Genomic DNA, 26,287 nt, shown 5'->3' on the forward strand with positions numbered 1-26,287 from the left:
CCGCTACCCCCTCCCTCCCCCCCCGCACACAGCTTTTTTTTTTTCATGCAGAAGACGGCATACGATATTTAGCTCCGTCTCGTGGGCTCGGAGTTGTGTATAAGAGTCAGGTTTTACTATTGCACTTATTAACTTTTGACTGCTATTCTTATTTCAAGCCAGTTTAAACGAACAGGAAATAAAAAATGTCTGATGCATTAAAAGCACTATTAAACCTACGTAGCCTTCGTGCTCTTGCTCGCGAATATACTCTAGAGCAACTTCAAGAAGGTCTTGAAAAACTTCAAGCTGTCGTTTCAGAACGTGAAGAATCAGAAGCTGAAGAAATCGCTAAAGAGAATGAACGTACAGAGAAACTTAATCAATACCGTGAAATGCTACTAGCTGACGGTATCGACCCAGAAGAACTATTAGGTTCTGCTGGTGGCGCTAAAGCACCAAAAGCAAAACGCGCTGCTCGTCCTGCTAAATATAAATTCGTTGATGAAAATGGCGAAGAAAAAACATGGACAGGCCAAGGTCGTACACCTTCTGCGCTAAAAACTGCGCTTGACCAAGGTCGCTCTCTAGAAGAATTTGAAATTTAATTTCTTATTCTTGATAAAAACCCAGCACAGTCTGGGTTTTTTTGTATCCAAAATCAGCGTGTTCCACTTCTTAATCATCTTCATCGTTATTATAATAATAGGGATAAGCAACTCAGATAATATCTTCCCACTATAACCAACCAGCCCCCTCAGGCACATTTCCTGTACCTAACCTTACTGATATTTAATCTAACGAGTAACTAAACATCACGCTAGCTTATAGAGCACAGTGTAAACACTAATGTATTCAGATTTAAAATAACCTCTCTATTCAGTTTGTAATTAGAACGTCTTGCTGCAGCAACAGCCTTAGATCTAGGCTATCGTCTTCAGATATTACCAGCCTCTGCATTAGATAATTGCAATGAACACTCCCACTCCATTGATAGTCCATACAAAAAAGCCAGAGCGACAAGCCCTGGCTTTAAACTATATATCATATGCTTTTAACGAATCCGATCAGCCAAATGACTAACGGCTAGAGCAAAATAATGCGAACGATTCCACTTCAGCAGTGTTTGATAATTACCGTAAATCAAATAAGCACGACCATGTTGGTCATCTGGCTGTATCAGCCACGCATTAATATCAACGTTAGGTAAAGCACTACCATCTAATTTTCGAACACCTAAAGCTTGCCATTCAGTGAGCGCTTTTGCTTTCTCTGATTGCACGCCTTTCAGCTCTTCTGGAAGATTCGGAATGCTCACTTGTCGCCCCCAAGTATAAGCATCATCCCAACCAGATTTACTCAAATAATTAGCGGCAGAGGCGAAGACATCGGCTTGTGTATTCCAAATATCAACGCGGCCATCATTATTTCCATCAACGGCAAAGGTCAAAAATGAGGTTGGCATAAACTGAGGTTGCCCCATCGCCCCTGCCCATGAACCTTTCATATTTTTCGCACTAATATGGCCTTCATCAAGTATTTGTAACGCAGCCATCACTTGCTTACGGAAAAAGGCCTCTCGGCGCCCTTCATAAGCTAATGTCGAAAGCGCTTCAATTACATTGTAATTACCCATTAAGCGGCCAAAGTTACTCTCAACGCCCCAAAGTGCGACAATGAAACGTGGCTGAACGCCATATTTCTTCCCCACAGCCTCAAGCGTATCTTTATGCTCTTGATACCGCTGATTCGCTTGTTTTACTTTCCAGTCAGGTACTGCACGTGGAATATACTCGTCCAACGTGAGTTTTTTTTCTGGCTGATTCTTATCGGCTTTAACTGCGCGTTCGGTAAAAGTGATCCCATCAAAAGCAGCGGTAATCGTATCAGCACTAATGCCTGATTCTTTTGCCTCCGCTTTTAAGCTTTCAACGTATTTATCAAACCCTTCATCCGCAAATGCAGCGGTGGATGTACCTATTCCTATGGCCACTAAGACCGAAATCAAACGCTTATACATATAAACCTTAAGACTTTAGAGCCGCCTTGGCTGCTTTATATTCATCTAATAAGTTAGTCACTGGTGGTGGTAATTGTAGATAAAAACCGACAGTGGCTAAATCTGATTTTACTTTTTCAATGTCCGCGCCCGCTAATTTGCGATCGCCAGCTAACTTCACCACCATAACAAGTTGTGGTGTACCAAATGTTGCGAGTAACGTTTCAGGCACAGCTGAGAAATCGTCCTTCTTAAGAACATATAGGTAAGTGTTTTCTTTTTTTGGACTTTTATAGATTGAACAAAACATTTTGCTGCCTGTTAGTTACGCCCTTAATAACATCTGACCTTATAACTTAGATTTCATTCCCTCTGGGAATGAATGTTTTTGCTGATCAGATGAGAGCTTTGTCTGAATTTACAATGCAAGAGCAAGGATAGCTTGCTGATATACAGTTTGGAATATAACATGCATATACCTATGTGATAACGTATCTGAACGGCTAATTTCGCTTCAGTCAGTAAAAAGACTATGACTAAACAGGCAGAACTAAAAGGGAGCACATTCACGCTCTCAGCACTCCATCTGAGTAATGATGACATCCAACAGGCAACGGCTCACTTAAAAGAAAAAGTGGATCAAGCGCCAAATTTTTTTGCTGCCGCTCCCATTGTCATCGACATTTCAAATGCGGGCACTAATATAGACTTCAAACAGCTGAAAGCTGGCATCACTGAAGCTGGAATGATTCCTGTCGGTATCAGTGGTTGCAAAGATACAAAAATGCAACGCCTAGCTAAAGAAGCAGGATTAGCGGTTATGAACGCCGCCAAGCAAGTAAAAGCAAACGTACCAGTAATGGAGCCAACACGCGTTATTCGCACACCAGTACGATCTGGCCAACAAATTTACGCAAAAAATTGTGATTTGGTAGTCATGAGTAATGTCAGTGCAGGCGCAGAAATTATTGCTGATGGCTGTATTCATGTATACGGCGTCTTGCGCGGCCGCGCTATTGCTGGTGCTAATGGCCAAAAACAAGCTCGTATATTCTGCCGCAACCTTCAACCAGAACTTGTGTCGATTGACGGCAACTTTTGGTTAAGTGACAAAATAGAAGAAAAATTTTGGGGCAAGGGTGTCGTTATCTCGCTTACTGAAAATAATTTAAACATAGAGCCTCTTGCTCTGTAACGTTTTATAAGGAATTAATAAATGGCTCGTATTATCGTTGTTACCTCGGGGAAGGGTGGCGTTGGTAAAACAACATCTAGCGCAGCAATTGCATCAGGTTTAGCGGTTAGTGGCAAAAAAACAGCCGTTATCGATTTTGATATTGGCTTACGTAACCTAGACTTGATTATGGGTTGTGAGCGCCGTGTTGTTTATGATTTTGTTAATGTAATAAATGGCGAAGCAAATTTGAACCAAGCGCTTATTAAAGATAAGCGTGTTGATAACCTATACGTACTGCCGGCTTCACAAACTCGCGACAAAGATGCACTGAGCCGTGAAGGCGTTGAGCGCGTCTTGAATGACATGGCTGAAATGGGGTTTGACTTTATTATTTGTGATTCTCCAGCAGGTATCGAAACTGGTGCTCTAATGGCGTTATACTTTGCAGATGAAGCCATTGTAACCACGAACCCTGAAGTCTCGTCTGTACGCGATTCAGACCGTATTTTAGGTATTCTAGACTCGAAATCACGCCGTGCTGAGAAAGCAGAAGAGCCAGTAAAGACACACCTACTATTAACACGTTACAATCCAGCACGTGTTGTTCAGGGTGAAATGCTAAGCGTTGAAGATGTAGAAGAGATCCTACACATTCCGCTGCTAGGTGTTATACCTGAATCACAAGCTGTACTTAACGCATCGAACAAAGGTGAACCCGTCATTTTTGATAAAGAATCCGATGCAGGACAGGCATACGCTGACACTGTAGCCCGTCTAATGGGCGAGGAACGCCCATTCCGTTTCTTAGAGGAAGAGAAAAAAGGCTTCCTTAAACGTCTATTTGGAGGCTGATTATGGCTTTGCTAGAGTTTTTCCGCCCGAAGAAAACTAAAACAGCGAATGTAGCGAAAGAGCGCCTACAAATCATCGTTGCTGAACGTCGCTCTGCCAGCCAATCTACGCCCAGCTATATTCCACAGCTGAAGCAAGATATTCTGGATGTGATCCGTAAATATGTGCAGATCAGCCCAGAGCAAGTGAGCGTAACCCTAGATCAGAAAGATGAAGACCTTTCTGTTTTAGAACTAAACGTAACACTGCCTGAAGACAGATAAACTTATTTTGACGTCATAAAAAAAGCCACTGTAATCAATACAGTGGCTTTTTTATCTGTGCTTAATTATTAGCTCGGCATTAACGATCTAATAATGGTAGTACACGTGCTTCAAATAACGGCTGACGCCATGTTTTTAGCATCTCAGGTTTTTTATCTTGTGGGCGTTCATTTTTCCATGCCCACGAAATAAGCTGATTAATCTGCTTTTTAGACGCCAGAAACTCAGAAGCTAATCCTGTTTCAGCTTCTACTTTTGTCACTTCATCTTTAATTTTCTTAACCAGCTGCTTGTAACCACTTAGATCAACAAGGCGCACAATTTTTTCTGGGTAATCAGCAGGATTCATGTCTTCTGCATCAAACACCATTTTCACTAAACGGCCAGCATGACGTTGTACTTCACGCTCATCAAATTCTTCACGTAGCATCACCGCTTTGGATTTAATGCTATAACGCGCAACTTTCCAAAGGCTAAGTTCTTTCACCACAAAATTAAGCGCAAGATCGCGTTTGCGTGCTTCAAGCACTCGCCATTTTGCCAATTTTTGTAACACGGCAAGTTGTTGTGGGGTGAGTTGCCAAGCGTTTTTAATATCTAAATATGCTTTTTCAGGATCCGTCTGCTGAGATCGCTTTAACATCAAGCTTGCACACTCATCTTCCAATGCTGACATGCGTCCCTTTTCTTGTACTTTTGCTAGCAAGGTTTCAAACAAAGGTTTTAGGTAGTGAACATCTGCCGCTGCGTAATCCAACTGCTTGTCAGTTAAAGGACGAGCCATCCAGTTAGTACGCGCTTCACCTTTTTCAAGATCAACCCCCACATATTCACTCACCAACGCACCAAAGCCTGTTGAGATACCATGCCCTAAAAATGCAGCCATGAGTTGTGTATCTAGCATTGGAACAGGTAAACAACCCGCATAATGTTGGAACACTTCTAAGTCTTCACCACATGCATGCAGTACTTTCGTCACCGATTGGTCACGTAAAAGTGCCCATAATGGTTCCATATCTTCGATAGCAATCGGATCAATCAGCGATAGCGTAGTACCATCAAAAAGCTGTACTAAACCCAGCTTAGGGTAAAGCGTACGGGTACGAACAAACTCAGTATCTAGCATAATATATTGCTGAGTCGCCGCTTGTTCACACACCGTCGTTAATCGTTCTGTTGTTGTTATGATTTCAAATTTCACAGCAAACCTTTCTTGGCACTATCGATGAGTGCACCATGTATTTATGGGAGTAAATATAGGGATCTACCGTATGAAAATACCTAATTGAAAAATTATCTCACCACATCGTTATCTGCGTTCGTATATTACGCCATATCAGTATGAGAGCATTCTTCAATTGGTATTCACTACGACAGTAAAAATAAAAAGTGCCAGCAGAAGCCAGCACTTTAATACCTTTACGTATTGTAACCCATTATTGACCAGCTTGGCGAAAGCCATCTGCGCTTAATCGGTTATCTTACGCTTCTTGTTTCGCTTCTGTTGCTTGCTCTTCACGCAGTGCGCGACGCAAGATTTTACCAACATTAGTCTTTGGAAGCTCATCGCGGAATTCGACAATTTTAGGAATTTTATACCCTGTAAGGTGCTCGCGACAGTGTGCTAATAAATCATCACGGGTTAAAGTTGAATCACGTTTAACCACACACACCTTAACAACTTCACCCGATACTTCATGCGGCATACCAATGGCAGCAACTTCCAACACTTTGCCATGCAAGGCGACAACATCTTCAATTTCATTCGGGTAAACGTTGAAGCCAGAAACCAAAATCATATCTTTTTTGCGATCGACAATATGTAAGAAGCCTTGCTCATCGAAGCGTACAATATCGCCAGTTGATAACCAACCATCCTCGCTCAAAATATCATTCGTGTCTTCAGGGCGCTGCCAGTAACCTTTCATTACTTGCGGCCCACGCACTTGCAGTTCACCGACTTGATCGTTACCAACAACCTTGCCTTCATCATCAACCAAACGCACTTCTGTTGAAGGAACAGGTAAACCAATAGAGCCATTGTAATCAACAAGATCGTATGGGTAAGCCGCCACTAGTGGTGAACACTCAGTCAGGCCGTAGCCTTCGAGTAAATAGTTACCCGTCGTTGCTTTCCATTTTTCCGCGACAGCACGCTGCACAGCCATACCACCACCAACAGACAGGCGAAGGTTACTGAAATCCAGTTTACTGAAATCAGCATGATTAAGTAGTGCGTTGAAAAGTGTGTTTACGCCCGTAATAGCTGTAAATGAGTAACGCTGTAGCTCTTTAACGAAGGTCGGAATATCACGCGGGTTGGTGATCAACAAACTTTGACCGCCCATCTCGATAAACAATAGGCAGTTAACCGTTAACGCAAATACATGATATAGCGGCAAAGCGGTAACAATAAGCTCGCGCCCTTCGGTTAATACAGGGCCATATGCGGCTTTCGCCTGCATCACGTTCGCGAGCATATTACGGTGCGTTAGCATTGCACCTTTCGCCACCCCCGTAGTACCACCTGTGTACTGCAAGAAGGCAATATCATCACCCGACATAAATGGCTTCACATACTGCATACGACGACCTTTGCTTAGCGCCGAACGTAATGAAATGGCATGCGGAAGGTCGTATTTTGGTACCATTTTTTTGATGTATTTAACAACAAAGTTAACCAATGTACCTTTAGGGCGTGATAACTGATCACCAAGACGAGTTAAAATAACGTGCTTAACGCCCGTGTTTTTAACAACGTTTTCTAGCGTATGTGCAAAGTTAGAAACGATAACAATGCTTTTCGCGCCAGAGTCATTTAACTGATGCTCAAGTTCACGTGGGGTGTAAAGTGGGTTCACATTCACAACAACACAACCCGCACGTAAAATACCAAATAGTGCGATTGGGTATTGCAGCAAGTTCGGCATCATCACGGCAACACGGTCACCCTTTTGAAGCTTTAGCTCATTTTGTAAGTATGCGGCAAACGCACGGCTTCGTTCTTCCAATTTACGGAAGGTCATCACCTGACCCATGTTGATGAATGCTGTTTGATCAGCATATTTTTGAACTGATTGTTCAAACATCTCAACTAATGATGGGTATTGATCGGGGGTAATTTCTGCCGGTACATCTTCCGGATAGCGGTTAAGCCAAACCTTATCCACTTGCACTCTCCTGTTTCTTGGCGATGATGCCTATTGAATTTGCTGTAAGGGAAATATCTATGTCTGTAATTGTCTGTTCATGATCCATTGGGTTATCGACTTATCACTCCCCACCTTTACTGTTATCTTATCTATTGATAACAATATAAGGTATTGATGTTAAACCATGTCACCGAAGCAACTTCATACCACATGAATTACGGACAAAGGTATAGTTCAAACAATGCTTTATCAGCACATTACAGCATAACTAACATATGATTAACACAAACTGATTAGGCCAGATTTTCAATATTTGACATAAACGCCACTATTGATTTACAGACAGCCTTAGGGCTTTCAAGGTGGCAATGATGTCCACCAGCCACACGCTGTTGTTGAATGTTTTTCACCCAACCTAATTCCGGTGCTCTCTGTTGTAGGCGCGGAAAACCGTGCTCACCCACAATAGACAAAACCGGACACTCTATCGCCGACATTAAGGCTTGCGCATGCTCTTGTGCGATACGATATAAAGAATCACAACGCAGCCGTTCATCATGACGCCAATAATACCCCCCATCAATGCATTGCACGCCGCGCTCAACAATGGGGTTTAATAAGGCTGCGCTCAATTGATTAACCTGGCAACGCAGCGCTAATGCTTGCTCAAACGAGGCCATTTTTCGTCGTGGTTTTTGTTGACTACGCTGGCGATATCGTTGTCGGCTTAATACACCATTGCGTAATCGAGTTACCGCATTATCATGCGCTTCATGTAATGGCGATAAACCTTCAATCAACACTAACCCCGCCACCTTTTCAGGAAATGCGGCACTGTATGCTGATGCCACTAATGCCCCAAGTGAATGTCCAACTAAATACACCTTATTGGCGTCTAGCTGTAAAATAACTTGGTGTAAGTCATCAACATAATCAAAGAAGTGATAATAGTTATCGGCATCTCTTCGCTCTGAATAACCGTGTCCCGGCCAATCTAGCGCATAGAGGCGATAGTGGTCTTGCAACTGCGGAAATAAGGATCGGAAGCTAGCGGCATTATCTTGCCAGCCATGAAGCATTAACAATATCGGCTTTTCAGCATCACTGTCGCTTACTGTCATTGCGGTAAGTTGACGCTCTGCAAGCTGAAAAGCCATTTCTTTCATTACGTTTCTCGAGTTAAGCACTATCAACGCTATTTTGTTACACGATGATAAACCTCACCTCGTGTGGTGCCAAAGCCAAAGTAAGAACAACGTGAACCAAAGCAACTATGGTAAGAGTCAAACTCATCCATTCTAATTTCTTGCTTAACACGCCAAATTTGGTTGCCTGTCGCATCCACTACTGGGAACGCATATTCATGCTCTCCAACTTTACCGTCTTCTTTTCCTGTTAGGCGTCCCACTACCGTGACTAAACGATCGGGAGCATACTCTAACGGTTCAAGAAAACCGGGCACATAAGCAACGAAACGTCCAACAGGCTTTGAATCAATACGCGGACGACCATCTGAAGTCAAAGGCAAGCTGGCTATTTCTAAGCGAGTGCGATCTTTTTCATTGGTTATCGAAGCAATAATGCCACCTAAACGAACTTCTTGACCTTGAGCACCATCGGGATCATCAATGATGGTCACCAGATCGGTAATTGGCGTTTCAGTTTGCGTTTTCAATGTCTCTGGTAAGCTCGCGCAGCCTACCATAAAGACTAAGAACACCCCAAGAAATAGCTTTTTAAACATGCGTTTCTCCATAGCAATTGTTCATTATCCATCCAGCGCATCAAGGCCCAACGTAAGCAAACGTTTACTTTTTTGTTAGGCATACATATCAACACCGATCATGGCTGAGAGTTCATCGCGTTTTTGCTGATTCATTACGTCTAAATACGACGATACTGCATCGCGATGTTTACCTTCAGGCTGATCATATTGAATATGGCTACGAGCTTCTTGGATCAAGGCTGAATGATCCGCTGAACGCATCGACTGAGACACATTTTTGGATACCGCTTTGGATACCGCCGTTGGCTCAGTCGCTGGCTGTGAGGTAGGTGTTTTAGAAACCCGCGGCTTTTGCTGCGGGTTTATCGATGGCGGTAAACGATGAATAGAAACCATAATTGTAGAATTATTCCTCGCTTATTAGGCGCGATTACTCACGACCAGGAAGTTTTTTCCACGTTACTTTATCTCGAAGATAGACTGGGCTTGCATGTTCTGCATCCACTACCTCACCACGTGCAAAAGCAAAATTTGCCAACACAACCATATCTTGAGAGTCCGGGTAAAGGATTGTGCCTGCTTCAGTTTCGACATCTAACTGTGCAAGAGGTTCAGCATATTCTGGCCAACCTGTACCTGCAGTTAACCACTTACCTTGTTGTGATTCAAAACGTGTTAGCAAATCAGCTGGTGCAATTACCATCTCTTCACCTTGAACCAACCAGTCACCGTTTGCTTGGCGAGCATATTGCCCCCAATACAGTTCGCCCATACGCGCATCAATCGCGGATAGAACGCGTTCTGCTTGATGTACACGGTAAGTGCCTTGTGCCATTGCAGCCAAAGTAGAAACGCCAACCATAGGTAAATCGGCACCAAAGGCCAGACCTTGCGCAATACCAATACCAATGCGCACACCAGTAAAACTACCAGGGCCACGACCAAATGCGAGTGCATCTAATTGTTTCAGCGAAACGCCACCTTCGGCTAACACTGCGTCAACCATAGGTAAGATTTTTGTGGTGTGTTCACGGGGAGCATACTCACAGCGTGAAATCACATCATCACCCACCATTAGGGCAACAGAACAGTTCTCAGTTGCGGTATCAACCGCTAAGATTTTGGTGCTCATTCAAGCCTCTGAATGCTAAATTACTTAACTTCGGTACAATCAAGATCATTGATTGCACTAAGAAACTGCCCAACGCCAGCCACATCTCGAGTACGTGGAATTGACGGTAGACTACGTAGAAATACCGCGCCATACGGACGGGTAACTAATCGGTTGTCACAAATTACTAATACGCCTTTATCTTTTTTATCTCGAATAAGGCGCCCCACCCCTTGTTTTAAGGTGATAACAGCATCAGGAATTTGAACTTGCGCAAAAGGGTCACCACCACGAAGGCGACAATCTTCAATACGCGCTTTTAGCAGCGGATCATCCGGTGCAGTAAAAGGCAATTTATCGATAATAACACAGCTAAGGGCTTGCCCTCTAACATCAATTCCTTCCCAGAAGGCGCCTGTTGCCACTAACAACGCATTTCCACGCTCTAAATATTCAGCCAACAAACGCTGTTTAGTCGTCTCACCTTGGACTAGAACAGGAATATCTAACACCGCTCTAAAACCTTCGGCTAAATCCCTAACCATTTGGTGCGAAGTACATAAGAAGAAACAGCGGCCTTGGTTATGCTCGATAATGGGAGCCAGCATTTCTACCAGCTTATCGGCAATACCAAAGCTATTCGGTTCAGGTAAGAAACGAGGGACACAAAGTAACGCTTGCGATTGGTAATCAAATGGGCTTTCTAATGAAAACTGCTGCTTCGGCTCTAACCCTAATCGGTGGCTAAAGTGACCAAAATCACCATCAACCGCCAAGGTCGCAGAGGTGAAAATCCACGCCCCTTGCTGTTGCTGCATTTGTTCGCGAAATTTATCGGCTACCGACAAAGGCGTGATATTCAAACTAAAATGGCGCGGCGTACATTCATACCAATAGGAATAGCCGGTAATAGACGTATCAGCTAAACGGACTAATCGCGCTTTTAATAACGTGGCACGCTCAAAAGCGGCATCCAATAACTGACTTCGCCCCAATGCTAGCTTCAATACTTCATGAGCCAATTCAAGCGCATCGCTCAATCGCACCAATTCACGCTGAATTGCAGGGTTATTCGATGCGTCACGCCAGTTACCACGATAGCCAGGCTCACCTAATACAATTCGCATTTCAGCTGCGGCTTGCGATAAACGATCGGCCATTTTCTGTAATTGGCGCATATCTTTGGCTTCGGTGCGGTAACCAATTTCAATGTCTTTCGCGAGCTCTTGGATCTGACGGCTCGATAAGCTCTGACCAAAATATTGGCTGGCAATATCAGGCATTTGGTGGGCTTCATCAAAGATGAACACTTCCGCTTCAGGGATCAGCTCACCAAACCCTGTTTCTTTAATGGCTAAATCTGCCAAAAATAAGTGATGGTTAACCACCACGATATCCGCTTCCATTGCCTTGCGCCTTGCTTTTACAACAAAGCAATCATCGTAGGAAGGACACTCTCGCCCTAGGCAGTTATCGTTATTCGAGGTGATCATCGGGATCACGGGACTATCTTCAGCAATGGTTTCACACTCGCCAAGATCGCCTGTTTTAGTCGCTGATGACCACGTGCGAATTTTAACCAGCTGGGTTAATAAAGTAGGATCGGCATACTGCCCATGGCTTTCAGTGATCTGGCGGCTAAGTCGGTCATGACAAAGATAGTTACTCCGCCCTTTCAATAAAGATAAGCGCCCAGTAAAACCCAGTGCATCTGCCATCAACGGCAAATCACGGTGAAAAAGCTGTTCCTGTAAGTTTTTAGACCCCGTACTTATGATCGTTTTTTTGCCACGCACTAACGCAGGAACAACGTACGCAAACGTCTTACCCGTTCCCGTTCCAGCCTCAACGACCAGTTGAGTTTGCTCGTTAATAGCACTGTCGACAGCCTTAGCCATGTCTATTTGAGGTTGGCGAGCCTGAAAGCCTGGAATCGCCTTGTCCAACGCGCCGCCTGCAGCAAAAAACTTCTCGATCATAGTATTGGTTATTTATACAGTAGATAACGCGCCATTATGCCAATAATCACCGCGAGCGACCATGATTAATTACCATGTTGAGCGTCAAACGCAGCAAGGAATAAGTGGAAAGCCTTTGACCATACAAACAATAGCGGGTAATAAAGAGAAAGGATGATTAAAATAAATATTCAAGGAAGACAATGGAAAAGAAGACATTACTCACCGATTGCCCAGATGCCGTCGGTCTGATTTCAAAAATCACCAACATTTGTTATAAGCATCAGCTGAATATTATTCATAATAATGAGTTTGTAGATAACCCAAATCAACAGTTCTTCATGCGCACTGAATTAGAAGGTGTATTCAATGATGAAACTTTCTTATTGGATCTTGACCACGCCTTGCCACAAGGCAGTCATCGTCAACTCATTAGCTCCGCGCGTAAACGTGTGGTCATCATGGTTACCAAAGAAGCGCATTGCTTAGGCGACATTTTGGTCAAAGCCTTTGATGGCAGTTTAGATATTGAAATTACCGCTGTCATAGGTAACTACGATGCCTTACAGGGACTAACAGAAAAATTTGATATCCCCTTCCACCACATTAGCCACGAAGGGCTTAGTCGTGAAGAGCACGAGGCCGCTTTGCTGGCCGTTGTGCAGCAATACCTGCCTGACTATGTGGTGCTAGCAAAATACATGCGTATTTTAACACCTGAATTTGTTGCTCAACTCCCCCATAAAATCATCAATATCCACCACAGTTTTCTCCCTGCTTTTATTGGTGCTAAACCCTACTTACAAGCGTACGAACGTGGCGTCAAAATCATTGGTGCAACAGCCCATTTTGTCACTAATGATTTAGATGAAGGTCCTATCATTACTCAAAATGTTATTCCGGTAGATCATAACTTTAACGCCAGCGATATGGCACGTTCTGGCCGAGATGTTGAAAAATCTGTTTTAAGTAAAGCACTGGGGTTGGTAGTAGATGATCGCGTGTTTGTACTGGGGAACCGTACTGTAATCCTGTAGCTTTATGCTGTTAATTGTATTGGCTACCTAATCCAGCTCAATTCAATCGTAATAAACATATTTCAGGGCGGACAGTAAAAAGACACAAAAGGCGTACGACTCTGTACGCCTTTTTTAATTGACTCGCAGATTATCAATACTCTTTATGCTATTTCACTATCAATCACCGCTTTTAAGCTACAAGGGTGAAGCTTAATGCAGAGATTATCTTGCTTGAATGCGTAAGTAGGGTTAGCCAAGCGCTCATGCTCGCCTGATGGCGAACTGGCCTTCACCTTAATACCGTGTTCCGCTAATGCATCCCAAGCCAATGTAGGCAAGAGTACGGCTAAGTCTTCTTGTAACTCATCCGTTGTCGCAGCTTGCGAGGGAATCACAAATTCGACATGCTCCCAGCCCTGCTGTGGGTAAACTTTGTCACTTGGGTAAGGTAATTCAAGTGCCTCAATTGTCCAACCTGCAACTTCTAATGGCTGAGTAAAACCAATCACGATAATTGGACGGCCATTAATTTCATTATTCGACCATTCATCACCATAGGCTAACCATGCTTGGTGCAAGGCTTTTGCCAATTCATGATCATTAACACGCAAAGCAATGTGGTCAGCTTGATACGGCGTAAGATCAATCCCCAGCGTAGTTGCTAAGTCTGAAATTTTGCTCATAAACGCAGGTAATTCTGCCAACATTTGTTCAGGGTGTAAGCCCACATCAAAGAGCTTTTGCATGTTTTTTCTCCAGTTGTTTTTATATTTCTCAACAAGCGCATAATTATCCATGTTTTCGCACAAGGCGAAAGGATAACCTTTGCCACCACAGACCTTACCCCATCTTGCTTGATGCATAATTTTCACCCTACACACCAAGCGAAAAAAAAATCGCAAACAATACACTTTATGGGTTGCCAAAACACCTTACTTTGTGGGTATTATTAGGGCATTAAGACTCTGTGTTCGCAGACTTTCTGTTCTGAAAGTAACACTAGCCCGTCAAAAATACTCACGCAAGCCAATTTCCTAGGGATATTAACCCTTTGTTCTCGGTGCCGTGACTATTTTTGACGGTATATGAACTCGAGCACAGTGACGTTCTTGCAACGCTAGATTACCGGTATCTGGCGTCCTAAACGATTTGAAGGATAAGCGTGTGAATATTCAAGCACTAATTAATGACAAGGTTTCTCAGGCTCTTGAAGCCGCTGGCGCACCAGCTGGAAGCCCAGCAGCCGTTCGCCAATCAGCAAAAATTCAATTTGGTGACTACCAAGCTAACGGTGTCATGGGTGTTGCGAAAAAACTGGGAACTAACCCACGCGAATTCGCACAAAAAGTGATTGATGTGCTTGAACTAGACGGCATTGCAGAAAAAGTAGAAATTGCAGGCCCTGGTTTCATCAACATCTTCTTAGACAAAGCATGGCTTGCTGAACGCGCTGAAGAAGCATTAAAAGATGACCGTCTTGGTGTTGCAGCTGAAGCACAACAGAACATCGTTGTTGACTACTCTGCGCCAAACGTAGCAAAAGAAATGCACGTAGGTCACCTTCGTTCAACCATCATTGGTGATGCCGTTGTTCGTACGCTTGAATTCCTTGGCCACAATGTTACTCGTGCTAACCACATTGGTGACTGGGGCACACAGTTCGGTATGCTGATTGCAAACCTTGAACGTGTACAAAAAGAGTCTGGTGAAGTTTCAATGGAGCTATCTGACCTTGAAGCGTTCTACCGTGAATCGAAGAAAATGTACGACGAAGACGAAGAATTTGCAGCACGTGCACGTGGCTACGTAGTAAAACTACAAGGCGGTGACGAATTCTGTGCGCAAATGTGGAAGAAACTTGTCGACGTTACTATGGTTCAAAATCAGCAGAACTACGACCGCCTCAACGTATCACTAACTCGTGATAACGTTATGGGTGAATCTATGTACAACCACATGCTTCCAGGCATTGTTGCAGACCTTAAAGAAAAAGGCCTTGCAGTAGAAAGTGATGGCGCACAAGTTGTATTCCTAGACGAATATAAAAACAAAGACGGCGAGCCTATGGGTGTTATCATCCAGAAGCGTGATGGCGGTTTCCTATACACAACAACCGATATTGCTTGTGCTAAATACCGCTACGAAGAACTAAACGCCGATCGTGTACTTTACTTCATCGATTCACGTCAACACCAACACCTAATGCAAGCTTGGTCTATCGTGCGTAAAGCAGGTTACTTACCTGAAAACGTAACACTAGAGCACCACGCATTCGGCATGATGCTTGGCAAAGACGGTCGTCCATTCAAGACTCGTGCTGGCGGTACTGTTCGTCTAGCTGATCTTCTTGATGAAGCAGAGCTACGTGCAGCTAAACTGATTGAAGAGAAAAACCCAGAGCTAGATGCAGAAGAAAAAGCGACTATCGCGAATACTGTTGCTATGGCTGCTGTGAAGTACGCGGATCTTTCTAAACACCGTACGACTGACTACATCTTCGATTGGGACAACATGCTAGCGTTTGAAGGCAACACTGCACCTTATATGCAGTACGCTTACACTCGTGTATCTTCTATCTTCAAACGTGCAAACGTTGAAGTTGCAGATCTGACTCACCCTATCGTGATCAACGACGAGAAAGAACAAGCACTTCTATCGACTCTTCTACAATTTGAAGAAGCAGTATTGAACGTTGCTCGTGAAGGTCAGCCACACCTAATGTGTACTTACCTATTTGAACTAGCAGGTAAATTCTCAAGCTTCTACGAAGCATGCCCAATTCTGAATGCAGAAGAAGATGTGAAGCAAAGCCGTTTAAAACTAGCACTTCTTACATCAAAAACTATCAAGCAAGGTCTTGATCTTCTAGGTATCGAAACCCTAGAACGCATGTAAATAAATGTTACGTTAGACTAAAAAATACGAGCCTTCTAGGGTATCCTTAGAAGGCTTTTTTGTGCTTAAGACAAAATAGAATAAAGCGCGGCAACTCGCTCCACAATATAAAATAGCGAGTTAAAAAACCAATGTCGCGATGGTTAGATGTTATGACTTCCCCCTCTGCTGATCGATGGAATGCAGGCTATGAACAAAGATAACTTTGTGAAATCAACGGAAACACTAAAACAAACTGTACCGCTGATGATCAAGCACAAAGTCCCTACTACTCCAGCGAATTATGCGCTGTGGTACACCTATGTTTCTCAAGAGTCACCGTTATTAAACCAAGCGATTGATGGTGAAATCGCCTCTCAAGGTCAATGCACCCCAACGGCTTGTGAACAACTTTATCATCAACATATAGCCAGTAAAGCGGTACAAGATATATCGCAACTCAAACAAAGCTTAACGCTGATGATGCAGGAAGTGTCTCACTCAATGACAGACACGTTGACAGAAACCGAATCCTTCCAGCTAAACCTCAATAAGGGTTTTACGCAGTTAGAATCTGCTGAACGTGAAGGTCTTTCTCTAGAAGAAACCATGGGATTGGTACGTGGGCTAATTAAAGAATCACGTAATATTCAGCTTTCAACAGGGGCATTCAAAAGCCAGCTGAACACCGCCCAGCAAGAAATTGCCTCTTTGCGCGAAGCCTTGCATGAGAGTCAAAAAGAAGCGAATGAAGACGCATTAACGCACCTTTTCAATCGTCGGGCATTTGACCGTGATATTGATAGCCTGCAACAAAAATCGCTCCCTTTTGCTCTTATCATGCTCGATATTGATAAATTCAAAATATTCAACGACACCTATGGACACCAACTTGGTGATCAGGTCATCAAAGCGGTCTCTCGTCGTTTGAAAGAAAGCTGCCGAGAACAAATGCAGGCATACCGTTATGGCGGTGAAGAATTTGCCATCATATTGATGAATCGAAACCATTCCTCTGCCCGCCAGCATGCTGAAACACTGCGCCGCAGTATAGAAAAGATTTCTGTGCTTGATCGTCGTAATGGTGAGCGGATTAATACCATTACAGCGTCGTTTGGTATTGCAGAAAGAAATAGAACAGAAAACGCGGAAGAGGTGATCCGCCGCGCTGATCAATTCTTGAATGATGCCAAAAAGTTGGGCCGAAATCGCGTGTTACCAATCAGTTAAGCCGCGCAAACTTACGATAAAACAAATACTCAAAGGTCAGTTCTGCTGACCTTTTTTTAACCGTATATTGCTCGCCCGCCACCACAGCAAACTTATTGTCCAAATCGCTGGCCGCCTTCATGCAACCACGCTAGTTCTTCGGTTGTTGAAAGCCGACCATGCGCCGCATTACGGTGTGGAAAACGGCCAAATGCTTTCACCACGTCGCAGTGCTTAATAGCGTAGTCATAAAACCCGTCGAACATATCTCTGTTTTCATTCGACACTAACTGGCGGAGTTGCTCAAAGCGGAATACGCATTCTTCCTGATCCTCGAGTACCTCTGAATGCTCTAATGGCAGATAGAAAAAAACACGCTCTATCGGTGAGAGCTGTTGATCAATGTTCTGTGCTAATCCGCGCTTACAAATTGCTAATGCCAGTGCATCATTACGAAAAGCGGCACTTAAACCACGATATATATTACGACTAAATTGGTCGAGTAAAATAATCAACGCTAACGCGCCTCTCGGCTCTTTTGCCCAATAGGCTAGCTCTCCCGTTCCGGCTTTACTCACCAACGGAAGAAAATTATCCGTAATATACTGATCAATGTCAGCCCCTCCTTGAAACCACAACGCACCTTTATTGGTTGTCGTCACTTCACCCTCAATATCCCCGAACCAGTAATCGAGTATGGCTTGATATTCTGCGGCCATCTACTTTCTCCATTCTTAATATACCAATATCATGATTACCAAATCATTCTTGCTGGTTAAAACCACTAATAACTACGTCATAAATTTTGTCGTTCGAACAAATAGCTAACTGTAATCTATGCCTAGTTCAAAGTATTTTTGCTGTGCAATATTCGGCTTAGTTAATTATGGTACTGGTATTATCGTTACGTCGTTGTATAAAAAAAATGGTGCGATATTATGTATTTAACCATTGGCTGCGTAATCACACCTTAAGACGGTTCAATTATTTATACTTGGTATCTTTAATGTCAGAATAGCGCAGTGCGAATGTTTGAAAATACTCAATCTAGCAGCCTGTGAGCGCCGCTGTACTCTATAGGAATATTTACAATGAATTTCATGCTTCACTCTCGTTTAGCGACAGATACCACAGTTTTGGGCGATCTTCCCCTTTGCCGTGTTTTACTCTCAAAAGAAGCATTAGGTCCTTGGCTGATCTTAGTTCCGCGTAAAAACGATTTACGTGAGATCCACCACTTAGATCAAAGTGAGCAGTATCAACTCATTAACGAATCAAGCGCTGTTGCTGCGTTGCTCGAAAATGATTACAAAGCCGATAAGATCAACGTAGGAGCTTTAGGTAACCTAGTGCCACAGCTTCATGTTCATCATATTGCCCGTTTTGAAAACGATGTCGCTTGGCCAGGTCCAGTGTGGGGAAATACCGAGGGCACGCAGCGCAATGCTGAGCTGCAACTGGCATTAGCAGAAGAACTACGCGAAGAACTCAGTGCTATTACTGGCTTTGTCACTATCAGCTAAGACCAAGTTTTAGATCAAAAAAGGCAACCTCTCGGTTGCCTTTTTAATCGCATTGAATTTTAAAACACTGAACCTAACGCATTACCGTTATAGAGAGTTCATTGTCTTGCAGCTGTCGATACCATACTTCTTGGGCACTCTGGCAACAGCTATCAGCGTCACAACCTACTAGCTCCTTGCCTATCTTCCCTTTTTGAACCCAGATCGCAATCATTGCATCAACACCATCTTCACTCATACCAAAGTGATGAGCTAAATCGCTACGACGCGCGCGTCCTTTCTGTTCTATATAGTCTTTCAGCTGCTTTAAAATCATAGTGCTAGAGCCTCTGCTTGTTGCTTCTTACCTTCACGCTTAAACAGTATCAGTAAGCCTGCATTGATCGCGACGAAGAACGCAATCCACAGCATGCTGCTTGTTGGGTGATCAGAGAAGTGTGCAACTTGGTAGAACACAGATGCAAATGTGTAAGCCAGCAGCATAGTCCAACCTGCAATAAACAGTGAGAACTTCTGACCAAATTCACGAACATAAGCCCCCATTGCCGCCGCACATGGCGTGTACAGCAGGATGAAGATTAGGTATGCCATTGCAGCTGCCGAGCTAACAAAATGCGCTTGAATGTTACCAAATACAGAGGCATCAACTTCTTGGTCTTCAGCAACGGCATCTAAGTCGTTAAGCTCACCAACGGTAATACCAAGTGGATCGCTGTAGCTTAGGTCGGATAGGTTGGCGCCAATACTACCAACGGCTTCTTGCAAACTACCTAGCAAGTCATATTCTGCGTCGTCATCATCTGAAGATGGCGCATACAAGCTGTTCAAGGTGCCGACTACCGCTTCTTTTGCAAAGATACCCGTAATAATACCCACAGTTGCAGGCCAGTTATCTTCCTTCACACCAATAGGTGCAAGTACAGGCGTTACAATTTGAGCCGCTCTCGATAGCACTGACACTTCAGTATCTTCGTTACCAAAAGTACCGTCTGTACCTAATGAGTTGAAGAAGCTCAAGAAAGCAACAACCACAACGATTGTCTTACCCGCACCCAGTACGAATTTTTTCAGTTTCTGCCACGTTTTAATACCAACGTTACGCATAGTCGGTAATTCATAGTCTGGCATTTCCATGATGAAACTGTCACTTGAACCAGGATAAAGCGTATTACGTAAGATAAGGCCAGTAAGGACAGCAGCAAAAATACCTAGCAGGTACAACGCAAATACCACGTTTTGACCGCTATCAGGGAAGAAAGCCGCCGCAAATAACGCGTATACAGGTAAACGTGCACCACATGACATAAAGGGTGCCATTGCTGCTGCAAGTTTACGTTCACGTTCTTGCTCTAGTGTACGGGTTGCCATAATAGCGGGAACGTTACAACCAAAGCCGAGAACCAAAGGTACGAATGCTTTACCCGGCAAGCCAACTTTTTGCATCACTTTATCAAGTACAAACGCTGCACGCGCCATGTAACCTGAGCTCTCAAGTAGAGCCAAGAACAAGTACAGACAAGCAATTACAGGAATGAAAGTCGCGACGGTTTGAATACCACCACCGATACCGTCAGCAATAACAGTAACAAGCCAAATAGGTAAGTGCCCGTCAAGCAGGTAATGACCGCCATCCACTAACACGGCACCAACGCTGATATCGAAGAAATCGATAAATGCACTGCCAATGTTAATAGAGAACATGAACATCAGGTACATAACAACGAAGAAGAAAGGAATACCAAACGCACGGTGAAGTAGCACGCTATCAATTTTATCACTCACGCTGCGGCTTAGCTTACCTTCTTGGCGACGAACTTGCTGACAAAGTTGGTGTAAGAATGTGTAACGTACGTCAGCAACTTGAATGTCAGGATCAACGACAACGGCTACTTTATTGCGAATATTACATGCCGCGTTCTTATCTGATTCAGATAAGCGATTAATGATCAGCGTATCATTTTCTAGTACGCGAATAGCTTGTGAGCGAGCATTAACTTCAGCGCTTGCAAATAATGGCGTTAGCTCTTTAATTGCCGCTTCAAATACGTCACCGTAATTAAGGCTTAGCTCTTTAACTGCGACACCTTGTGTCAGCATTTTATGCAGCTTCATTTTAAAATCAGCAACTTGATTTTGGTTATTTGCTGATAAAGTAAAAACTGGGCAGCCTAATGCCTTCTCGAGAGCTTTAACATCGAGCACTTGGCGTTGACGCTGTAGAACGTCCATTTTATTAAGGACAACAACCATAGGGCGGCCAAGTTCACGTAGTTGTAGGGTCATGTAAAGACTACGTTCAAGGCTAGATGCATCAACAACATTAATGATCACATCAGCGGGTGATGTCAAAATAGCACGAGATGCAATCGCTTCATCAAGACTGTTAGCATCATTAGCGCTATCAAGGTTATAAATACCAGGTAAATCGGTTAGCGCAAAATCATCGCCAGAACATTGGTATCTACCGGTTTTCTTCTCAACCGTAACACCCGCCCAGTTACCGACTTGCTGTTTAGCGCCCGTTAAACCATTAAAGAGTGTTGTTTTACCACTATTTGGATTACCAACCGTAAGAATGTTGTACTGCATTAGCGCACCTCCACATCAATATTTGCGGCAATTTGCTTGCGCAGTGCAATATCAACACCACGAACACGAACCTGAAGTGGATCACCCATTGGTGCGATGCGCACAACCGAGATTTCAGTATTGGGTAGTAAACCCATAACCATTAGCTTTTTACGCGTTGCTGTAGGTAGAGCTGATAAATTAGTCACTACTGCACCCACACCACATGCCATTTCCGACAGCTTCATGAATCGCTTACCTTAATAATAATAATTAGCATTTAATGTTGCTATGTTACATATCGCAACACCTTACGTCTTGATTAAAGTCAACAAAGATTAACTTATTTACATTTCGGTTAAGTAACTTAGCTATAAAGTGCTTGTTATTCATACGGCTACATTGGATTCTTGATATTCCATAGGTATTGAGCCTCGCTCTCTAAAACACAACTTTACCGCAAAAAAAAATGCGCACTAAAAGTGCGCATTTTACAACTTTCATTATGATGTAAAATTAACCCGGCATAACAGCTAATAACTTCTGACGTTCTTCGCTGGCTAATCGTAAATAATCCTTACGATCTTTAGATGGAACAGGTTCAGCCTGTGGCAATGGGACTTTCATTGCGTTCACTGGGCGATTCTTTTTAATTAGCTCATAGTGTAAGTGAGGCCCTGTTGAGCGCCCTGTGTTACCACTTTGCGCAATACGTTCACCCATGGTCACCTTATCGCCCACTTTCACTAAACGTTTATTTAAGTGAAGGTAGCGCGTCATGTATTCACGACCATGTTTGATAACAATGTAATTACCCGCTAATGGGTGCTTGCTTGATTTCACCACTACACCATCACCAGCGGCAAGTACTGAGGTACCAATTGGTACCGCAAAGTCAGTTCCATTGTGTGGTGAAATTCGACCAGTAATAGGATGCTTACGCGTAGGATTAAATGGTGAGCTTATACGATAACGCTTTTCTAATGGAAGTCGGCGTAAAGCACGATCAAGGCTCTTACCATCGGCATCATAAAACGAATTGTCACCTAAACGCATCGCAAACACTTCACGTTTACCGCTCAGGTAATAGATTGCTTTCACTTCGCCTTTATTAACAGCACGGCCATCAATAAATTCACGATCAACGGTTACAGCAAAACGATCACCTTTGCGAGCTTCGCGCCCAAAATCAAAACGCCATTGTAGCTTCTGCGCTAAAGTTTGAATTTGGTTAGCCGTTAATCCCGCAGCCATCGCTGAATTATAAAAACTACCGCTAATGCGTCCAGTTAGCACAACAGGCTTAATCTCACCATTTTCTTCCACTTTTTCGTATGAGTAACCATTATTGGTTAAAGAAAAAGTATCGGTAATTTTGGCACTGCGTTTAACCGAAAACTCAGTCACTTGACCTTCATCGTCTACCGACCATTCAATGGTTTGGCCAACACGAAGGTTCTGAATAGATTTATTCACATTGATGAGCGAATACATATTTGAAATAGGTAACGCATACTGCGAGAAAATAGATCCGAGAGTTTCACCAGAGGCGACTTGGTGAGTGTGTGATACATCAACCTCTTCTTGAAGCTGCTGCTCTAGTTCATCTTTTGGCACCAAAAACTCAGGGTCTTTAGGGTCGACAACTTCACCGATGGGTTCACTGTTCATATCTGACAGCTTTTCCAAGTCGGAACTAAGTGCGATATCTACACGCTCATTCGCCCCGAAGGTGCTAAGCGTAATCGGTTTCGAGGGCTGCCATACAAAGGCAGCAAGCAGCAACAAGGATGTTGAAGCTAGCGCAATACGGTGTTGGCGTGGGAGCTGCTTGATTGTCGCAGCTGCAACCTTATGTAATTTCATTATTATTTAAGACACTTGGTAAAACTTTGACCTAGTTCTTGTAAGAACGCGATATATCCACCCTGCTCGTAAGCAATATTTGTAGCCATTGGATCTAACGTTCCAATGCTGACACCAGTGCCATTTACTACACTACCAACAACCGCAGGAGAGAACTGAGGCTCACTAAACACACAGTAAGCTTGCTTCTCTTGCAGCGCACGGCGGATTGAAATAAGAGTTTTAGCACCAGGTCGACGATCTGGCTTTACGGTAAAGTGCCCCAAATTGTTTAACTTGAAATACTTTTCAAAATAACCGTAGCCGTCATGGAAAACAAAGTAGCCATGTTGTGTCACTGGTTGAAGCTGTTTTTTTAACTCATCGGTGGCAATATTCACCGATTTTTCAAACAGGGCAAGATTAGCTTTATATTCATTTTTATGCAACGGGTCAAAATCAATCAATGTGTCAGTAATTACAGTTGCTGCTTGTAATGACTGTTTGGGCCCCATCCAAAAGTGAGGATCTACCCCTTCGTGGCTATGATCATGTCCAGTATGGTCACCTTCTTCATCATGATCGTAATATAAGAAGTCAATTGATGACTGACTAGTCAATGCTATATTAGTCACATCATTTGTCAGTATTCTTGCCATAAAGGTTTCAAGTTCAGGTCCAACCCAAATCACTAAATCTGCATCATGAATTTTTTTTACATCTGACGGTTTCAATGCATAATCATGCGGTGAAGCCCCGGCAGGTAATAGCACCTGTGGTGCAGTCACACCTTGAGTCAATTCTTGTACAATAAGTTGCAATGGTTTAACACTAGTTACAACGTTAAACTCTTTTGCCATCAAATGGCTAGAAAAGAAAAAAGTGAAGATTAATCCGAATGAGATAAAGCGACTCATATTGGTTTCCATTATAATTGTGATCACTAATAGAAAAATTAGTGTTATATTGTAACATCCAAGCTTGCTAACGTCCTTACTAATCTCTTTTTTATGACCATATTAGTTGAATTACAGTCAGTCACCGTTACCTTTGCGGAACGGCACGTGCTCGATCAAGTATCTCTGAAACTTGAACGAGGCCAAATCACAACCTTAATTGGACCAAATGGCGCAGGGAAGTCCACCTTAGTGAAGGTTATCACGGGATTACGTAAACCATCTGCGGGCAAAGTTATCCGTAAGAAAGGATTACGTATTGGTTACGTCCCACAAAAGCTTCAGCTTAATGCCTCGCTGCCACTTACCGTGGATCGCTTTATGCGCTTAGCAGGACGCTACTCTGAATCCGATCGCTTGGAAGCATTACGTTTAGTCGGTGGCCCACATCTGCATCATAGCGACATGCACAGTTTATCAGGCGGGGAAACTCAGCGCGTTTTACTCGCACGTGCATTATTACAAAAACCCGATGTACTGGTACTCGACGAACCTGTACAAGGTGTTGATGTAAACGGGCAACTAGAATTGTATAGCTTAATCCAGTCACTCAGAGACAAGCTTGATTGCGCTATTTTAATGGTGTCTCATGACCTACACCTTGTGATGGCTAAAACAGATCATGTTATCTGTTTGCATCATCATATCTGTTGTTCTGGTGAGCCCGATGCAATTACTAACCACCCATCGTATGTCGCTTTATTTGGTAAACAACAAAGCGAACAACTGGCGCTGTATCATCATCAACACAATCACGACCATGATTCAGCAGGTAGCCCTGTAGGGCCATGTCAACACACTCACGATCACTCAGAACCTTGTTCGGACAATAAAAATGCTTGAGTTTCTTCTACCCGCCCTTGCTGCTGGCATTGGTATCGCATTGATTGCAGGCCCTTTGGGCTCGTTTGTTGTCTGGCGGAAAATGGCTTACTTCGGTGATACGCTTTCGCATGCGTCATTATTGGGGATTGCACTTGGCTTTCTCTTTAATATTAACTTGAACCTTGCACTGCTTATTTGCTGCTTAGTACTTGCGGTTATTTTGGTCACCTTACAAAAACAGAAATATGTCGCGACTGATACCTTGCTCGGTATTCTAGCGCACAGCTCTTTGTCATTAGGTTTGGTAGCAATTAGCTTTCTCGATCATGTTCGTATCGATCTCATGTCGTACTTATTCGGTGATCTGCTCGCTGTAACCACATCAGATTTATTATGGATTTATGGTGGGGCAGCCATTGTACTCACGCTGCTTGTCACTCTGTGGCAACCTTTACTCTCGATGACGATCAGTGAAGAACTCGCGCAAGTTGAAGGTATTAATGTCGATTTAATGCGATTAATTTTAATGCTAATGGTAGGTCTGGTGATAGCAGTGGCAATGAAGTTTGTCGGTGCTTTGATTATTACTTCATTACTAATTATCCCTGCAGCAACAGCGCGCCGATTTTCAAAAAGCCCTGAAGCCATGGCGATTATCGCCTCAACTTTAGGCTCTATTGCTGTCATGTTAGGGCTAGCCATGTCATGGCATTATGACACCCCTGCAGGCCCTTCTGTCGTTGTAGCAGCCGCCGCACTCTTTATGCTAAGTCAATTCAAACGCGGTGAAGCGTCTTAATATTCATTAACGCCAGCTTAAACAGTTAGCTAAAAATCACTAATAGGCCAGCATGTATTGTTGGCCTAATTAAAAAAACTTCTATGTTTTTGATCGCAAGTTTGCTGAACTTGCACTGCGACAGAACGCTTTTTAACATCGGGCAAATAATCAAGTAAACACTGAAAGTAATCTTGGTCTTTCTGACTTAACAAAAAATTATCGATATACAATCGATGGCAAGCATTTGTCATCATACTCGCAGCCGAAGTATCTTCCGCTTTGGATGCTGAAGCTAAAATACAATCTTGATAAGCCTCTTTGTCTTGTTTAGCAACAGCTGTACTTGCCACTAAGCATAATGTAACTCCAAGCCATTTATTTACTCTCACTGTCTAACGTCTCCCACGCCTATATTTGTTAATACAAAGTCAATCATACAGTGTTTTATATTGTTGCATATAAATACTTCA

27 protein-coding genes are annotated in these 26,287 nt (G+C 43.3%); 10 read left to right on the forward strand and 17 right to left on the reverse strand.

The window, feature by feature from the left end; translation table 11 throughout:
• Positions 1 to 185 precede the first annotated feature (185 nt).
• Positions 186 to 587: an H-NS family histone-like protein gene (locus ASV53_RS10470; RefSeq protein ID WP_062689949.1), complete on the forward strand. Its 402-nt coding sequence runs from the start codon at positions 186 to 188 to the stop codon at positions 585 to 587.
• 446 nt (positions 588 to 1,033) lie between these two features.
• On the opposite strand, the gene ASV53_RS10480 is transcribed toward ASV53_RS10470, so the two are convergent.
• Complete coding sequence (locus tag ASV53_RS10480; protein WP_094957055.1) at positions 1,034 to 1,999, reverse strand: lytic murein transglycosylase; 966 nt, start codon at positions 1,997 to 1,999, stop codon at positions 1,034 to 1,036.
• A 7-nt stretch (positions 2,000 to 2,006) separates the two neighbouring features.
• The gene (locus ASV53_RS10485; RefSeq protein ID WP_094957056.1) at positions 2,007 to 2,288 is read right to left on the reverse strand and encodes a YcgL domain-containing protein; all 282 of its coding nucleotides are present in this window, start codon (positions 2,286 to 2,288) and stop codon (positions 2,007 to 2,009) included.
• 222 nt (positions 2,289 to 2,510) lie between these two features.
• Here ASV53_RS10485 and minC point away from each other — a divergent pair, with 222 nt between their 5' ends.
• The 3 genes from minC to minE are packed head-to-tail and all read left to right on the forward strand — an operon-like array spanning position 2,511 to position 4,270.
• The gene (minC, locus tag ASV53_RS10490; protein ID WP_094957057.1) at positions 2,511 to 3,173 is read left to right on the forward strand and encodes a septum site-determining protein MinC; all 663 of its coding nucleotides are present in this window, start codon (positions 2,511 to 2,513) and stop codon (positions 3,171 to 3,173) included.
• 21 nt (positions 3,174 to 3,194) lie between these two features.
• The gene (gene minD, locus ASV53_RS10495; protein ID WP_062689940.1) at positions 3,195 to 4,007 is read left to right on the forward strand and encodes a septum site-determining protein MinD; all 813 of its coding nucleotides are present in this window, start codon (positions 3,195 to 3,197) and stop codon (positions 4,005 to 4,007) included.
• Between the two features lie 2 nt (positions 4,008 to 4,009).
• Complete coding sequence (gene minE / locus ASV53_RS10500; RefSeq protein ID WP_062689938.1) at positions 4,010 to 4,270, forward strand: cell division topological specificity factor MinE; 261 nt, start codon at positions 4,010 to 4,012, stop codon at positions 4,268 to 4,270.
• Between the two features lie 79 nt (positions 4,271 to 4,349).
• Here minE and rnd read toward each other — a convergent pair whose 3' ends face one another.
• From rnd to yoaA, 7 genes are all read right to left on the reverse strand, one after another.
• The gene (gene rnd / locus ASV53_RS10505; protein WP_094957058.1) at positions 4,350 to 5,471 is read right to left on the reverse strand and encodes a ribonuclease D; all 1,122 of its coding nucleotides are present in this window, start codon (positions 5,469 to 5,471) and stop codon (positions 4,350 to 4,352) included.
• 280 nt (positions 5,472 to 5,751) lie between these two features.
• Positions 5,752 to 7,440 carry a long-chain-fatty-acid--CoA ligase FadD gene (gene fadD / locus ASV53_RS10510; protein WP_094957059.1) on the reverse strand — a complete coding sequence of 563 codons (1,689 nt, stop codon included), beginning with the start codon at positions 7,438 to 7,440 and terminating at the stop codon, positions 5,752 to 5,754.
• A 275-nt stretch (positions 7,441 to 7,715) separates the two neighbouring features.
• Positions 7,716 to 8,588, reverse strand: a complete 873-nt coding sequence (locus ASV53_RS10515; protein WP_062689936.1) for an alpha/beta fold hydrolase — start codon at positions 8,586 to 8,588, stop codon at positions 7,716 to 7,718.
• A gap of 29 nt (positions 8,589 to 8,617) precedes the next feature.
• Positions 8,618 to 9,166, reverse strand: a complete 549-nt coding sequence (locus tag ASV53_RS10520) for a Slp family lipoprotein (protein WP_062689935.1) — start codon at positions 9,164 to 9,166, stop codon at positions 8,618 to 8,620.
• A 75-nt stretch (positions 9,167 to 9,241) separates the two neighbouring features.
• Positions 9,242 to 9,544 (reverse strand): hypothetical protein, encoded by a 303-nt coding sequence (locus ASV53_RS10525; RefSeq protein WP_062689933.1) that lies wholly within the window; start codon positions 9,542 to 9,544, stop codon positions 9,242 to 9,244.
• 34 nt (positions 9,545 to 9,578) lie between these two features.
• Entirely contained in the window at positions 9,579 to 10,280 is a 702-nt protein-coding gene (gene tsaB, locus ASV53_RS10530) for a tRNA (adenosine(37)-N6)-threonylcarbamoyltransferase complex dimerization subunit type 1 TsaB (protein ID WP_062689931.1), read from the reverse strand.
• 20 nt (positions 10,281 to 10,300) lie between these two features.
• Positions 10,301 to 12,238, reverse strand: coding sequence for a DNA repair helicase YoaA (yoaA, locus tag ASV53_RS10535; protein ID WP_094957060.1), 1,938 nt, complete (start codon positions 12,236 to 12,238; stop codon positions 10,301 to 10,303).
• 182 nt (positions 12,239 to 12,420) lie between these two features.
• On the opposite strand from yoaA, the gene purU reads away from it, so the two are divergent.
• A complete protein-coding gene (gene purU, locus ASV53_RS10540) occupies positions 12,421 to 13,254 on the forward strand; it encodes a formyltetrahydrofolate deformylase (protein WP_094957061.1) in 834 nt (277 codons plus the stop codon).
• 143 nt (positions 13,255 to 13,397) lie between these two features.
• On the opposite strand, the gene ASV53_RS10545 is transcribed toward purU, so the two are convergent.
• Positions 13,398 to 13,982 carry a VOC family protein gene (locus tag ASV53_RS10545; RefSeq protein ID WP_094957068.1) on the reverse strand — a complete coding sequence of 195 codons (585 nt, stop codon included), beginning with the start codon at positions 13,980 to 13,982 and terminating at the stop codon, positions 13,398 to 13,400.
• A gap of 418 nt (positions 13,983 to 14,400) precedes the next feature.
• Here ASV53_RS10545 and argS point away from each other — a divergent pair, with 418 nt between their 5' ends.
• Both argS and ASV53_RS10555 read left to right on the forward strand, forming a co-directional pair.
• Complete coding sequence (gene argS / locus ASV53_RS10550) at positions 14,401 to 16,131, forward strand: arginine--tRNA ligase (RefSeq protein ID WP_094957062.1); 1,731 nt, start codon at positions 14,401 to 14,403, stop codon at positions 16,129 to 16,131.
• A gap of 189 nt (positions 16,132 to 16,320) precedes the next feature.
• Positions 16,321 to 17,340: a GGDEF domain-containing protein gene (locus ASV53_RS10555; protein ID WP_094957063.1), complete on the forward strand. Its 1,020-nt coding sequence runs from the start codon at positions 16,321 to 16,323 to the stop codon at positions 17,338 to 17,340.
• A gap of 92 nt (positions 17,341 to 17,432) precedes the next feature.
• Here the strand turns inward: ASV53_RS10555 and ASV53_RS10560 are convergent, their stop codons facing one another.
• Positions 17,433 to 18,038 carry a DUF924 family protein gene (locus ASV53_RS10560; protein ID WP_062689924.1) on the reverse strand — a complete coding sequence of 202 codons (606 nt, stop codon included), beginning with the start codon at positions 18,036 to 18,038 and terminating at the stop codon, positions 17,433 to 17,435.
• Positions 18,039 to 18,410: 372 nt separating this feature from the next.
• On the opposite strand from ASV53_RS10560, the gene ASV53_RS10565 reads away from it, so the two are divergent.
• On the forward strand, positions 18,411 to 18,842 hold the full coding sequence (locus ASV53_RS10565; RefSeq protein ID WP_094957064.1) for an HIT domain-containing protein: 432 nt from the start codon (positions 18,411 to 18,413) through the stop codon (positions 18,840 to 18,842).
• 73 nt (positions 18,843 to 18,915) lie between these two features.
• On the opposite strand, the gene ASV53_RS10570 is transcribed toward ASV53_RS10565, so the two are convergent.
• The 5 genes from ASV53_RS10570 to znuA form a co-directional block, all read right to left on the reverse strand.
• Positions 18,916 to 19,158 (reverse strand): FeoC-like transcriptional regulator, encoded by a 243-nt coding sequence (locus tag ASV53_RS10570; protein ID WP_062689920.1) that lies wholly within the window; start codon positions 19,156 to 19,158, stop codon positions 18,916 to 18,918.
• Positions 19,155 to 21,431: a Fe(2+) transporter permease subunit FeoB gene (gene feoB / locus ASV53_RS10575; protein WP_062689918.1), complete on the reverse strand. Its 2,277-nt coding sequence runs from the start codon at positions 21,429 to 21,431 to the stop codon at positions 19,155 to 19,157. Before feoB ends, ASV53_RS10570 begins: the two co-directional genes overlap by 4 nt.
• Positions 21,431 to 21,658, reverse strand: a complete 228-nt coding sequence (locus ASV53_RS10580; RefSeq protein ID WP_062689916.1) for a FeoA family protein — start codon at positions 21,656 to 21,658, stop codon at positions 21,431 to 21,433. Before ASV53_RS10580 ends, feoB begins: the two co-directional genes overlap by 1 nt.
• A gap of 268 nt (positions 21,659 to 21,926) precedes the next feature.
• Positions 21,927 to 23,276, reverse strand: a complete 1,350-nt coding sequence (gene mepM / locus ASV53_RS10585; protein WP_062689914.1) for a murein DD-endopeptidase MepM — start codon at positions 23,274 to 23,276, stop codon at positions 21,927 to 21,929.
• Between the two features lie 2 nt (positions 23,277 to 23,278).
• Complete coding sequence (znuA, locus tag ASV53_RS10590) at positions 23,279 to 24,172, reverse strand: zinc ABC transporter substrate-binding protein ZnuA (RefSeq protein ID WP_094957065.1); 894 nt, start codon at positions 24,170 to 24,172, stop codon at positions 23,279 to 23,281.
• A gap of 93 nt (positions 24,173 to 24,265) precedes the next feature.
• Here znuA and znuC point away from each other — a divergent pair, with 93 nt between their 5' ends.
• Together znuC and znuB are read left to right on the forward strand one after the other, a co-directional pair.
• Positions 24,266 to 25,054 carry a zinc ABC transporter ATP-binding protein ZnuC gene (znuC, locus tag ASV53_RS10595; RefSeq protein WP_094957066.1) on the forward strand — a complete coding sequence of 263 codons (789 nt, stop codon included), beginning with the start codon at positions 24,266 to 24,268 and terminating at the stop codon, positions 25,052 to 25,054.
• Positions 25,047 to 25,835, forward strand: coding sequence for a zinc ABC transporter permease subunit ZnuB (znuB, locus tag ASV53_RS10600; protein WP_062689910.1), 789 nt, complete (start codon positions 25,047 to 25,049; stop codon positions 25,833 to 25,835). Before znuC ends, znuB begins: the two co-directional genes overlap by 8 nt.
• A gap of 65 nt (positions 25,836 to 25,900) precedes the next feature.
• Here znuB and ASV53_RS10605 read toward each other — a convergent pair whose 3' ends face one another.
• Positions 25,901 to 26,206, reverse strand: coding sequence for a VF_A0006 family four-cysteine protein (locus tag ASV53_RS10605; RefSeq protein ID WP_094957067.1), 306 nt, complete (start codon positions 26,204 to 26,206; stop codon positions 25,901 to 25,903).
• Positions 26,207 to 26,287 lie beyond the last annotated feature (81 nt).

It is taken from the genome of Photobacterium sanguinicancri, from assembly GCF_002265265.1.
Taxonomy (GTDB): Bacteria; Pseudomonadota; Gammaproteobacteria; order Enterobacterales; family Vibrionaceae; genus Photobacterium; species Photobacterium sanguinicancri.